At 62.5% G+C, this 12,589-nt stretch carries 13 protein-coding genes; 11 read left to right on the top strand and 2 right to left on the bottom strand.

Features of this window, described 5'->3' with window-relative positions:
• The first annotated feature begins 91 nt into the window (after positions 1 to 91).
• From KL786_RS09005 to KL786_RS08955, 11 genes are all read left to right on the top strand, one after another.
• Complete coding sequence (locus KL786_RS09005; protein ID WP_215517450.1) at positions 92 to 559, top strand: Lrp/AsnC family transcriptional regulator; 468 nt, start codon at positions 92 to 94, stop codon at positions 557 to 559.
• A 218-nt stretch (positions 560 to 777) separates the two neighbouring features.
• The gene (locus KL786_RS09000) at positions 778 to 1,380 is read left to right on the top strand and encodes a transposase (protein ID WP_032861019.1); all 603 of its coding nucleotides are present in this window, start codon (positions 778 to 780) and stop codon (positions 1,378 to 1,380) included.
• Positions 1,381 to 1,442: 62 nt separating this feature from the next.
• Positions 1,443 to 3,026 (top strand): ShlB/FhaC/HecB family hemolysin secretion/activation protein, encoded by a 1,584-nt coding sequence (locus KL786_RS08995; protein ID WP_032861120.1) that lies wholly within the window; start codon positions 1,443 to 1,445, stop codon positions 3,024 to 3,026.
• Positions 3,027 to 3,052: 26 nt separating this feature from the next.
• Positions 3,053 to 4,852: a DUF2341 domain-containing protein gene (locus tag KL786_RS08990; protein WP_215517368.1), complete on the top strand. Its 1,800-nt coding sequence runs from the start codon at positions 3,053 to 3,055 to the stop codon at positions 4,850 to 4,852.
• Positions 4,853 to 4,863: 11 nt separating this feature from the next.
• On the top strand, positions 4,864 to 5,283 hold the full coding sequence (locus KL786_RS08985) for an ExbD/TolR family protein (RefSeq protein WP_065942435.1): 420 nt from the start codon (positions 4,864 to 4,866) through the stop codon (positions 5,281 to 5,283).
• Positions 5,280 to 5,984 carry an energy transducer TonB family protein gene (locus KL786_RS08980; protein ID WP_215517367.1) on the top strand — a complete coding sequence of 235 codons (705 nt, stop codon included), beginning with the start codon at positions 5,280 to 5,282 and terminating at the stop codon, positions 5,982 to 5,984. The genes KL786_RS08985 and KL786_RS08980 overlap by 4 nt, the downstream gene beginning before the upstream one ends.
• Before the next feature lie 40 nt (positions 5,985 to 6,024).
• On the top strand, positions 6,025 to 7,713 hold the full coding sequence (locus KL786_RS08975; protein ID WP_032861015.1) for a putative porin: 1,689 nt from the start codon (positions 6,025 to 6,027) through the stop codon (positions 7,711 to 7,713).
• 17 nt (positions 7,714 to 7,730) lie between these two features.
• Entirely contained in the window at positions 7,731 to 8,357 is a 627-nt protein-coding gene (locus KL786_RS08970; RefSeq protein WP_215517366.1) for a DNA repair protein, read from the top strand.
• A gap of 21 nt (positions 8,358 to 8,378) precedes the next feature.
• A complete protein-coding gene (locus tag KL786_RS08965; protein ID WP_215517365.1) occupies positions 8,379 to 8,855 on the top strand; it encodes a YbjN domain-containing protein in 477 nt (158 codons plus the stop codon).
• Positions 8,852 to 9,781, top strand: coding sequence for a peptidylprolyl isomerase (locus KL786_RS08960; protein WP_215517364.1), 930 nt, complete (start codon positions 8,852 to 8,854; stop codon positions 9,779 to 9,781). The genes KL786_RS08965 and KL786_RS08960 overlap by 4 nt, the downstream gene beginning before the upstream one ends.
• Before the next feature lie 50 nt (positions 9,782 to 9,831).
• Positions 9,832 to 10,809 (top strand): LysR substrate-binding domain-containing protein, encoded by a 978-nt coding sequence (locus tag KL786_RS08955; RefSeq protein WP_215517363.1) that lies wholly within the window; start codon positions 9,832 to 9,834, stop codon positions 10,807 to 10,809.
• Positions 10,810 to 11,010: 201 nt separating this feature from the next.
• Here the strand turns inward: KL786_RS08955 and KL786_RS08950 are convergent, their stop codons facing one another.
• Positions 11,011 to 11,439, bottom strand: a complete 429-nt coding sequence (locus tag KL786_RS08950; RefSeq protein WP_215517362.1) for a hypothetical protein — start codon at positions 11,437 to 11,439, stop codon at positions 11,011 to 11,013.
• 95 nt (positions 11,440 to 11,534) lie between these two features.
• Positions 11,535 to 12,437 (bottom strand): LysR substrate-binding domain-containing protein, encoded by a 903-nt coding sequence (locus KL786_RS08945; RefSeq protein ID WP_215517361.1) that lies wholly within the window; start codon positions 12,435 to 12,437, stop codon positions 11,535 to 11,537.
• Positions 12,438 to 12,589: the final 152 nt, after the last annotated feature.

Genomic DNA, 12,589 nt, shown 5'->3' with positions numbered 1-12,589 from the left:
CACTGTGCAGTGATTTGTGCAAATTGGCCGGCCGTTACGGCGGATTCATTGCAGTTTTCTCAAGGAAGAAGTGGAAATAATGACAGACGCCATGGATTTGAAAATTCTCGGCAAATTGCAGAAGGATTGCACCCAGAGCCTGGACCTGCTCAGCGACAGCGTGGGGCTGTCCTCGACCAGTTGTTACCGGCGCATCCGGCGGTTGGAGAGTGCAGGAATCATCAAGGCGAAAGTCGCGGTGCTGGATGAAAAAAAGCTGGGGATCCAGGTCACCGCGTTCTTTTTGATCAAGCTCGACAAGGACAGCAACGACATTGATCGCAAGATGCAGCACATCCTGGCCAGTCACCCGGAGATCCAGGACTGTTATCTGATGACCGGGGAGTTTGATTTTGTGATGGTGGCCAAGTTTCGCGATGCCACGGAGTACACCGAATACATCTATCGGTTTCTCGATACTTACCACGATATTCCGATTCGCACGTACTCGTCGACGCTGGTGGTGCGCACGGTGAAGAAGTCTTATGAGCTGCCCTTGCAGGGCGTGCAGCATCTGTAGGAGCGAGCTTGCTCGCGAAAAACGCAAGATCACCACGTCCCGTCAGGCCCCCCGCATTATCGTTGACGACCTTCGCCGGCAAGCCGGCTCCTACACAGGGGGGCGTCAAAGAGTGAAGCTTTTGTGACAAAAGTTCGGTAGCTCCCCCGTCCCCCCGTCTTGCCTATGTAACGCGCTCAAGCACGCGAAACAGGCCAGGAGTGGGGCGGATGGGAACTATGGAACGCTACTCGAAAGTAGGCATGCAGGAGCTTGACCAGCGCCTGTCAAAGATTGTCGAAGCCGCGCGCAAGAAGCCGGTTTCGGTCTATCGCTATGGTGCGCCCTGGGTCTGGATCGTGTCCCAGGAGGACTGGCAGGGCGCCTTGAAAGAAGTGTCCAGCTACATACCCGCCGGTCACTCCCTGGTGTTGCTGCGCCCGCAGATCGACGAGGTGCTCGACCAGCACCGCGACTTGCTCCAGGCCCTGAATGCCGAGCCCGGCATGCTCATCGCCCCGCGCACGGTGTTGCAGATCCTGCTGCTGCAACTGCTCTATTCGGTACCCAGCGAACAGCAACTGCATGAGCAGCTCAACTACAACCTGCTGTTTCGCTGGTTCGTCGGCCTGGACCTGACCCAGCGGGTCTGGGGCATCCACATCCTGCAACGCGATATCGCCACGCTCCTGGGCAATCCACGGGCGGTGCAGTTGATCCAGAAAATCATCGGTGAAGTGTTCTGTGGCGCCTTGCTGCACATGCCGGAGTTCTCCTTGAACTTCGCGCTGCTGCACACCTGGCTGGCACGGCATGCCAATACCTCGACATCCAGCAATTGAGCAGGCCAAACGCTGTGCCAACAACAGTGAAGGCCAATAACTTCAGTAATCCAGGGGGCGGTGTGACGCATCTGTTCAAATCAACGTTGGCACTGTGTTGCCTGACGCTGGGGGCGCTGGCGCCGCCGGTGTGGGCCGAGGAAGAGGCCGCGGTGCGCCGGGTGGACGTCAATGAGTACTTCGTGCGCGGCAATACCGTGCTTGATGCCCGGGCCATCGAGGAGGCGGTGTACCCGTTCCTCGGCCCGCAAAAGACCCTGGTCGACATCGAGGGTGCCCGCGACGCGTTGCAGAAAATCTACCAGGCGCGTGGTTATCAGTCGGTGTTTGTCGAATTGCCCGAGCAGAAGGTCGATGACGGCATCGTCTACCTGCAAGTCAGCGAGACCAAGGTCGGCCGTGTGCGAGTGGTGGGGGCCAAGCACTATTCGCCGGTGGAAATCCGCGAAGAGGTGCCAGCACTGAAGGAGGGTGCAGTGCCGGATTTCGCCACGGTACAGACTCAACTGGCGGGCTTGAATCGCGGGGCAGGGCGCCAGGTCACGCCGTTGGTGCGCGAGGGCCAGCGCCCCGGCACCATGGATGTGGACCTGCAGGTCGAAGACCAGAATCCCTGGCACGCCAGCCTCGGCCTGAACAACGACTACAGCGCCGACACCGAGAAACTGCGCAGCGTCGCGACCCTGGGTTACGACAACCTCTGGCAACTGGGGCACAGCGTGTCCCTGACCTTTTTCACGGCGCCCCAGGACAGTGAAAACGCCAAGGTCTGGTCGGGTTCCTACAGCGCACCGCTCAACGAGCGCTGGACCTTGCAGTTCTCCGGTTACCAGTCCGACAGCAATATCGCCACGATTGGCGGCAGCAACGTGTTGGGCAAGGGCCACTCCTACGGCGTCTCGGCGATCTACAACCTGCCGGCCACGGGCAGTTGGGCCAATTCGTTGTCGGTGGGGGTGGACTTCAAGGACTTCGACGAGCAGATGCAGTTTGGCGGCAGTCGCGACCAGATCCCGCTGAAGTACGCGCCATTGACCTTCGGCTACAACGGCTACCGCTACACCGAGCAGGCGCAGCTGGGCCTGGGCCTGAACCTGGTGGTCGGCACCCGTGCGTTTTTTGGCTACGGCAGCGACGCCGAAGAGTTCCAGTACAAGCGCGACCAGGCCAGCCCCAGTTTTGCCGTGCTCAAGGGCGACCTGAATTACACCTACACCTTCACCGGCGACTGGCAGTCGGCGACCAAGACCGCCTTCCAACTGGCCTCCGGGCCGCTGGTGTCCAATGAGCAGTACTCCGCCGGCGGTGCCACCTCGATCCGTGGCTACCTGGCCGCCGAGCGTACCGGGGATGAGGGCTACTTGCTCTCCCAGGAACTGCGCACGCCGTCCCTGGCCAAGTTCCTCGGCAGCTATGTGCAGGAATGGCGTTTCTACGCCTTTGCCGAAGGTGCGCGCCTGCGCCTGCACGACCCGTTGCCCGAGCAGGAAGACGAATACAGCCTGGCCAGCGTCGGCCTCGGCACCCGCGCCAGTTTGAGCAAGTGGTTGTCCGGCAGCCTGGATTGGGGCTACCCGCTGCTCGATGGACCAAACACCCAGAAACAGGACTCGCGACTGCACTTCAGTGTGCAGGCGACTTTCTGACCCCTTTTTCCCGGAGAACCCTTCACATGCAACGCCTATTTCTGAGCCTGTTGATCTGCCTGGGCTTCGCGCTCCCGGCCACCGCCCATGCCTGGTGGCAGGACGACTGGCATTACCGCAAGCAGATTTCGGTGGACACCACCCCCCAAGGCGCCGCGATCAATCAGGCGCTGGGCCGCACTGCTTTGCTGGTACGCCTGCACACCGGCAACTTCACCTTCGACGGGGTCAAGGAAGACGGCGCCGACCTGCGCTTTGTCAGCGCCGACGACAAGACCGTGTTCAACCACCAGATCGAAAGCTTTGACCCGCTGATGGGCATGGCGCTGATCTGGGTCGACATGCCCAAGGTCGAAGGCGGCCAGCGCCAGGACCTGTGGATGTACTACGGCAACGAGAAAGCCCCGGCGACCGGCAACGGCCAACTGACGTTCGATCCGAGCTACACCGCGCTTTACCATTTCGATGGCGCCAACGGCACCCCGGCCCGTGACACCACGGCTTATGGCAACACCGCACTGAACGCCACCGGTGCGAGCATCGACGGCGTGATCGGGCGGGCCTTGCAGTTCAGCGGCCAGCCCTTGCTGTTGCCGGCCAGCCCATCATTGCAGCACACCGCCAACGGTGCCTTTACCTTCAGCGCCTGGCTGCGCCTGGACCAGGCTGGCGGTGAACAAGTGGTGCTGGCCCGACGTGAAGGCACCGCCAACCTGCTGCTGGGTTTGAACCAGGGCACGCCGTTTATCGAGATCGACGGCCAGCGCGCGGTGTCGACCCAGCCGCTGAACCCCGGCCAATGGCAACACCTGGCGTTCACCGCCGCTGGCAATAGCGTGACGCTGTACGTCAACGGCCGTGAAACCGCGAGCCTGGCGCAGGCGATGCCGGCGTTCAACTCACAACTGGCCATCGGCGCCGACCTGCCGCAATCCACCAGCGGCTTGCTGCCATTTACCGGGGCGATGGATGAACTGCGCCTGTCCAAGGTGGCGCGTGCGGCGGGGGTGTTGCTGGCCGATGCCAGTGCCCAGGGTTCCGAGTCGAAACTGCTGGCCTATGGCGTGGACGAAGAACAGTCCGGCTTCGGTTTTGGCAGCCTGGGCTTTTTGCTCAAGGCCGTGCCGATCGATGCCTGGGTGATCATCCTGGTGCTGGTGGCGATGATGTTCCAGTCGTGGGTCATCATGATCCGCAAGAACCGCATGGTCAGTCGCGTCAGCAGTGCCAATGAGGTTTTCCGCGAGCAGTTCGCGCAGATCGGCACCCGCCTGGAAATGTACTACGACGACCAGCTCCTGGCCGAGCGCCTGACCCACTCGTCGCTCTGGCGCCTGTACCGCGTCGCAGTCCAGGAAATCCGCACCCGCCGCGCCCAGGGCGCCGACACCAGCTCGGTGTCGGCGGCCACCATCGAAGCCATCCGCTGCTCCATGGACGGTGTGCGCACCCGGGAAAACCAGCAACTCAGCGCCAAGCTCTCGACCTTGTCCAACGCTATCGCCGGCGGCCCGTACATCGGCCTGCTCGGCACGGTCCTGGGGATCATGGTGGTGTTCCTCGGCACGGCCATGGCCGGTGACGTCAACATCAATGCGATCGCCCCGGGCATGGCCGCCGCCTTGCTGGCCACGGCCATGGGCCTGTTCGTCGCGATCCCTGCGCTGTTTGGCTACAACCGCCTGATCACGCGCAACAAGGAAGTCAGCGCCGACATGCGCGTATTCGTCGATGAGTTCATCACTCGCCTGGCGGAGATGCACGGCGAGAGCCAGTCCAGCGAGGCCGCGCATCGTCGCGTCCAGCCCGCCCACGTACCGGCCTGAGGAGAACCCGCATGGCTTCTGTGAATGCCTCCCACGATGATGAAGAAGACGCCGCCGTCGACAGCATCAACATCACGCCCCTGGTGGACGTGCTGATGGTGGTGCTGGTGATGTTTATCCTCACGGCCACGGCCCAGGTCTCAGGGATCCAGATCCACTTGCCCAAGGCCAGTGCCTCGGTGTCGTTGTCCGAGGCCAAGACCAAGGCGATCTCGGTCAACGACGGCGGCCAGGTGTTCCTCGACGCTTACCCGGTGACCCTGGGTGAACTGGAAGAGCGCCTGCGCATCGAGAAGGCCCTGAACCCCGAGTTCCCGGTGATTGTGCGCGGCGACGCCACGGTGCAGTACCAGAAGGTCATTGAGGTGCTCGATCTGTTGCGCCGCCTGGAGCTGTCCCAGGTTGGCCTGGTCACCGGAAAACCGTCATGACCGCACACGTGCCAATCCCGCCCACGCCCGTGAAAAAGTCGCCGCTGCGCCTGCTGAAGTGGGGCGCGGGCCTGCTGGTGGGCGCCGTGGCCGCGTGGTTTTTGTGGCAGTGGGCCAATGACATGAGTGGCGTGCGCCGCGAAGCGCCGAAGGTGCCGATGATTATCCCGTTGCCGCCACCACCGCCACCGCCGCCGGAACCGCCCAAGGAGCCCGAGCCCCAGGTCGAGGAAACAATCCCCGAACCCGAGCCAACCCCCGCGCCGGAGGAGGTCAAGCCCGAAGAGCAGGCACCGCCCAGCCCCGCCGACGACTTGGCCAACCCGATGCAGATCGACGGCGATGCCCAGGCCGGTAACGACGGTTTCAACGTCGGTGCCGGCAAGGGTGGCGGCATGGCTGGGTCGGGCGCGGGCGGCCTGGGCACGGGTACGTTCAAGCAGTACCTGGCCGGGGTGTTCCAGCGCCTGCTGCGTGAAGACCCGCAGTTGCGCAAGAAGGCCTATGCGGTGCAGGCCGACTTGTGGTTGAGCGGCGATGGCGAGGTGACGCGGGTGGAGCTGGCCCAGTCCAGCGGCGATGCCGACACCGATGCCCAGGTGCTGGCGGCGCTGCGGGCCACGCCTCGTTTGAAAGAACGCACACCGGCCTCCCTGACCTTGCCGGTGCGCCTGTCCCTCAAGGGCCGACGCCCGGAGTGAGTGAACCTTTTTTGCAGTTTTCTACAGGAGTTGTGTGCAGATGATTTCCCACGTGAATCGATTGACCCTGGCGGTCGGCATGGTCATCGCGACCCTGGTTGGCCAGGCAACGGCCGCCCCGGTCGCGCCCTCGGAAAACGCCACGATCAACCTGATCCGCCTGCTGGTGCAGCAAGGCGTGCTCAAGCAGGAACAGGCCGATGGGCTGATCGCCCAGGCCGAGAAAGAGGCGGTGCAGGCGCGCCAGACGGCAGTGGCTGCCGGGCCTGCGGCGGCGCCAGGGGATGTGCGGGTGCAGTATGTGCCAGCCGCCGTGCGTGATCAGATCCGCGACCAGGTCAAGGCCGAAGTCATGGCCACCGCCAAGCAAGAGAATTGGGCGCAGCCCAACACCTTTCCGGATTGGGTATCGCGCATCAGCTTTGACGGTGACATTCGCCTGCGCGATGAATCGCGGTTTTTCTCGGGCAATAACAGCAACGAAATCGTCGACTACGCCAAGCTCAACGAGAACGGCCCCTACGACGTCAATAAAGACACCAATACCCGCCTGCCGCCGTTGCTCAACACCCGCGAGGACCGCGAGAACCTGTTCCGCCTGCGCGCGCGCCTGGGCATGAAGGCAATCATTTCGCCCGAGTGGACTGCCGGTATCCGCATCGGCACCGGCTCCGACAACAACCCGGTGTCCACCACCCAGACCCTGGGCGGTGGCTTTGGCAAGAAAGACATCTGGCTCGACCAGGGCTACCTGACCTGGAAGGCCACCCAGGACCTGACCCTGACCGGTGGGCGGATCGCCAACCCGTTCTATTCCACCGACATGATGTACTCCAACGACCTCAACTTCGACGGTGTGGCGGCGATCTTCAACCACAGCCTCAACAACGAGTGGGGCCTGTTCGGCACGATCGGCGCGTTCCCGGTGGAGTACACCTCCGACACGGCCAGCAGCAACGGTTTCGACAAAGAAGACAGCGACACCAAATGGCTGTTCGGCGGGCAGATCGGCGCCAACTGGAAGATCAACCGCAGCAACAGCCTCAAGGGCGCGTTGGCCTACTACCGCTTCGACGACATCGAAGGCCAGCGCTCCAGCCCTTGCTCGCCGTGGGCCGGTGCGCCGGGCTGCGACACCGACGGTTCGCGCGTGGCCTTTATGCAAAAGGGCAACAGCGTGTTCCTGCTGCGCAATATCAACGCCAACCCGGCGACTCCGGGCCTGACCCCGCAGCCACAGTACGTGGGCCTGGCCTCCAAGTTCGATGTCCTGGACCTGAACCTGGTGTGGGACAGCGAGCTGCCGCAGGACTTCAAGCTGCGCAGCCAGGCCAACTTCATTCACAACCTGGCCTACGACAAGGGCGAAATGCTCAAGCGCAGCGAAGGCGAGATCGTCAACAACATCAACAGCAAGGGCCAGTTTGAAAGTGGCGGCAATGCGCTGATGGTGCAGTTCACCCTCGGCAGCGCGCTGGAGATGAAAAAGGCCGGTGACTGGAACCTGTTGGCTGGCTACAAGTACATCCAGCCAGATGCCTTGCCGGACGGTTTCAACGACTCGTCGTTCCATCTCGGTGGCACCAACGCCAAGGGCTATTTCATTGGCGGCAACTACGGCATCGACAAGAACATCTACGCCAGCGCCCGTTGGTTGAGCGCTTCCGAAGTGTATGGCGCGCCGTTTGAAGTCGACGTGATGCAACTGGAACTGAATACGCGCTTCTGACGCGTCGGGAGAAACCCATGAACATGCGAATTTGCGGGCTGGTCCTGGCCCTGGTCGCCACTGGCGCCTCGGCCGAAGGCATGGAGGAGCGCCTGCGTACTCAGCTGCGCAGCACCACCGCGCAATTGCAGGCGCTGCAAAGCGAGCAGGCCCAGGCCGCTGCCGCACGGATTGCCGCAGAAAACCAGGCCAAGCAGGCCCAGGTGCAGATCAAACAATTGAGCGCCGATTTGGACAAGGCGCGCGGCGTCGCCGAGCAACTGGCCGGCCAGCAGCAGAGCCTGCACAGCCAGGCCCAGGCGCAAGTGGCGGCGAGTGCCGAGCAGACCGGCAAGTTCAAGAAAGCCTACGAGGAACTGCTGGTGCTGGCCCGTGGCAAAGAAACCGAGCGCGCACGCCTACAGGCGCAATTAAGCGAACGTGACACACAAGTGCAGCAATGTTCAGCCAAGAATCAACAGATGTATGGCGTGGCCCAGGAGTTGCTCGCGGCCTACGAAAAAATCGACGTGGCCGAGGTCATGAGCATCCGCCAACCGTTCGCCAGCGGCGCGCGGGTCAAGTTCGAGGAACTGGCCCAGGGGTTTGGCGACGGCTTGTACAACAGCCGCTTTGATGCGCCCCAGGCGGCGCTCAATCACTGATCAACCAAGGAAGAGACGAACATGAGCCAATTGATGAGCAGCGTGACCACCCAGAGCCTCACCGAGTTGCTGCAAGAGGCCGGCTACCGGGTCAACCAGAGCGAACAGAACGGCATCGTGCAGTTGCTCAGCGCCAGCCAGGGCATCGGTTTTGCCGTGCGTTTCGGTAATCCGGCGCCAGAGCAGGGCGCCTACGTGGACTTCACCTACAGCTGCGCGCTGCGGGTCCAGGGTGAGCTGCCCGAAGGCTTGACCCAGGCGTGGAACACCTCGCGACGCTTTGCCCGGTTGTCGGTGCAGGGTGAATTCCTGCTGATGGAAATGGACGTGGTGGTGGCGGGCGTCGGTGCTCTGTATCTGCGCAGCCAATTGGAATTGTGGGACCGGCTGTTGCAGGAGTTTATCGTTTACCTGCGTGAATACAGCCAGACCGCCGCGCAATTGCAGGCCCAGGCTGTACCTGGTGTTGAGACCCGCGAAGAGGTGCTGGCGCTGTGAAAAAACCAACCCTGGTGGTGGGTGCGCTGGCCCTGTTGGTGGTGGCGGTCGGGTTGGGCCTGCGCTCGGGCAGCGACCCGGTCGCGGCCCAGCAGCCAGCCCCGGTGATCGCCGCGGACGGCCCGGCGGTGGCGCGCCTGGGCAATCAGCAGGTGGCCGTGTCGGAACTGCAAGCGTTGCTGGCCACCTTGCCGGCCGAGTCGCGCGAGCAATTGCGCGCCAATCGTGGCGCCCTGGAAACCTGGATCCGCTCGCGCCTGGCGCAAAAAGCAGTGCTCGAACAGGCCGATGCCCAGGGCTGGCGCCAGCGTCCGCAAGTGGAACAACAGACTCGCGCTGCCACCGAGCAGATTGTGTTTCGCGACTACCTGTTGTCGGTCAGCCAGGTACCGGCCGATTACCCCAGCGCCGCCGAGTTGCAGCAGGCCTATGACAGCGGCAAGGCGCAGTGGATGACGCCGCCGTTGTACCGGGTCAGCCAGATCTTCCTCGCGGTGGATGACCCGCAAAGTACCGAGGCCGTACGGCGTCAGGCCCAGGAACTGAGCCGTCGGGCCCAGGCCGCACCGGCGGAGTTTGCCGGGTTGGCCAGCCAGTATTCCCAAGAACCGGGCAGCGCCGGGCGTGGCGCTGATTCGGGGCTGCAACCCTTGCAGCAACTGGTGCCGGAGGTGCGTAGCGTGGTGGCGCAACTCAAGCCGGGCGCTGTATCGCAGGCTGTGCAAAGCGCAGCGGGGTTCCATGTGCTTAAGTTGACCGAGCAACAACCGGCGCGCACTGCCAGCCTCGATGAACTGCGTCCACGCCTGACCGAGGCCCTGCGAGCCCAGCGCCAGGAGCAGATCGCCAAGGCTTACCTGGAAGGCATGCTCAACACTGCCACCTTGAGCATCGACGGTGCGCAATTGAACAAGGTGCTGGAATAAAAACGGCTGCCCGCATGGATGCACAGACCCATTAAGACAGGGAGTTCCCCATGGACTATCTAGAGCCCGCTGCACCCCAGGGCATGATGCCCTACCGCGCGCCCGGCGAACCCCGGGAAGCCTGGCTGGCCCTGGCCGCCGGCATCGACCCGGAGGTGGCGCGCTACTTCCTGATCAGCGCCCGTTGCGGTTGCTTCATGCAGGCGGCGCGCAGCCTGAACATCAAGGCCACGCTGCTGCGCAAACGCCTGGCGCTATTGGAAGAGCAGATGCGCCGTTCACTGTTCAGCTACCAGGGCAACGTCCTGGCCCTGAGCCGTGATGGCCTGCAATTGCAGGCGCGCCTGGTGACCCTGGCCAACGAACGGCGCTTGCCTGTGCAGGAGCAACCCTTGATTCGCCTGGCGGTGGCTGAAACCATCCTGCACGACATCCTCGGGCGCGACCTGATCTCCCTGCTGCGTCGCAACGCCAGTGTGCGCCTGGAGATTGTCTCCATCGACAGCCCGCAGGCATTACAGGCGGTGGAGGCCGACGTGGTGCTGTGGCTGGCGGGTGTCGACTCGCCGCAGCCCGGGCCGGGTTTTGCGACCCATCCACCGCAGGCGCTGGCTTGCCTGGATTACGTGCCACATATCGCCAAGCGCTACTCACGCCTGGCCGCGCGGCCGGACAGTGTGGATGACTTGGCGGACTACATGTTGGTGCAATGGCAGCCCGATGGGTTGGTCGAGGCCTTGGCGCCGTGGAACCAAGTGGTGGAGCAGCGATTGGCGGGTGTGGTGCAGGTGCAGGCGTATCCGCTGATGCTGGAGATGATCCGCTGCAGCGCCTGCATCGGGTTATTGCCGCGCTACATGAGTTGCTTTGACCGGGGTTTGATGGCACTGCCAGGGTTGTTTGCCCAGGACATGCAGCGCCAGGTATGGATGGCGGTCAATGCCGGGGCGGCGCATCCGCAGGAGGTGGAGATGATAGTGGCGATGGTGGTCAACACGTTCGAGGAACGGCGGGAGTGGTTTGGTTGAGGTGCAAGCAGCAGAGCCATCCCTGTGGGAGCGGGCTTGCCCTAATGCCAGTCAGTCAAGCCTTTTTGTAGGAGCGAGCTTGCTCGCGAAGAACTTACAGGCGCCGCATTCATTCAGTAAGCACGCGTTATCGTTGACGTCCTTCGCGAGCAAGCTCGCTCCTACAGGGTTATGCATTTGCTGTAATGATGCGGTTGCCTATCAGGCCGCCACAGCCTGAAGCTGCAACCCACCCTCGACATCCTTGACCAACCCGCTGGCCAGCAACAGCGGCAGCAAACGCTTGTGCAACTGCGGCTCGACAAATTCCTTCACCGTCTCCAGCGCCAAGTCACCACTGCCAGGCAGCTCGGCCTTGGTGTATGACAGCCAGGCTTTTTTCAGCATCTGCAACACATCGCTGCCTGCGGTCAACGCAAAGCGGCGGTGGGCGGTGTGGCCCTGGAAGTTGAAGGTGTGCTGATACTCGTAGCCTTTCTCGTCACCTGCGCTGGCAATGCAGCGCACGCAGGTGCAAGGGCCGTCACCAAAGGCGGCCAGCAGGTAGCTATTGAAGTCCACCACGGGCTTGAGCGACAGGCGCTTGTCCACTTCGAACAGGTCGCCGGTCATTTTTGCGTCGTTACTCACGGTGCATTTCCTCGCAGGTCTACGGCTGGTTTTTCAAAGCGCGGCATCATACCAGCCGACAGCGTGGGCAGTCGCCAAGACTTGCCCGCTCACTGTCAGGGGGTGTGGCCCAGGTGGCCCTTGATCCACTCATACAGGTTATTGCCCTCGCTCGACAGCTCACTGTTGGCCCGGCGGCACAGGTAATACTGGCGACCGTCATCGACCGGCACATCAAACAATTGCACCAGCTCACCGCTGGCCACCAAGGGCGCCACCAACGGCGCACGCAGCAGCGAGCAGCCCAGGCCGGTGAGGGTGGCGGTCAGGGTCAACTGGCCGTCCTCCAATAACAGACCATTGTGCGTGTTGCTGTGACTGGCCTCGGCGACATCGAACCATTGCCCCCAGGTGCCGCGTTCTTCGTCGTGCAGCAGCGGCAGTTCGCTGAGCGCCTGCGGTGTGGCGATAGGGCCGTGGCGCTGCAGGAATTGGCGGCTGCAAAACGGCGTGACTGCGCCGCTGATCAGTGGCTCGCTGTGATAGCCCGGCCAGTGCCCGGTGCCGAAGCGGATCGACAGGTCGGCGGCATCGCTGGGGTAGCTGCGGTGGTTGGCGTAGGTGATGTTGATGTCCAGCGCCGGGTTGGCACTGAGAAATTGTGGCAGGCACGGGATGAACAGGTTGGTCGCGAACATCGGAATCAGGCTGATGGTGACCTGGCGCGTCGCGCTTTTTTCCCGCACATGTTCGGTGGCGCTGCGCAGTACCGCGAAGGCCGAGCGAATCGCCCGGTAGTACTCGCGGCCTTCTTCGGTCAGCCCCAGGTTGCGGCCCTGGCGCAGGGTCAGCGGTTGTTGCAGGAAGCTTTCCAGCAAGTGCAACTGATGGCTGACGGCCGAGGGCGACACCCCCAGTTCGCGGGCGGCGGCATTCACCCCGCCATGGCGGGCAAAGGCCTCGAAGGTGCGCACGGCACGCAACGGTGGATCGTTGGCTAATTGTTCTAAATTATTCATGTGTTGAATTAAATACCAAGTAAAAAGATAAATAAAGCGGCTTTTGTATGGAATAAACGCCGTAAATAGGGCGTTTTTTATTTGGTATAAACATATTCCTTTCAGATATTTGATAAAAACAGAATAAATAACTAGTGTTCCGCGCTCGGGCT

This window comes from Pseudomonas sp. TAE6080, assembly GCF_018732265.1.
Classification (GTDB): Bacteria; Pseudomonadota; Gammaproteobacteria; order Pseudomonadales; family Pseudomonadaceae; genus Aquipseudomonas; species Aquipseudomonas brenneri.
Note: the sequence above shows the minus strand (reverse complement) of the source record. Positions and strands in the feature narration are given on the sequence as shown.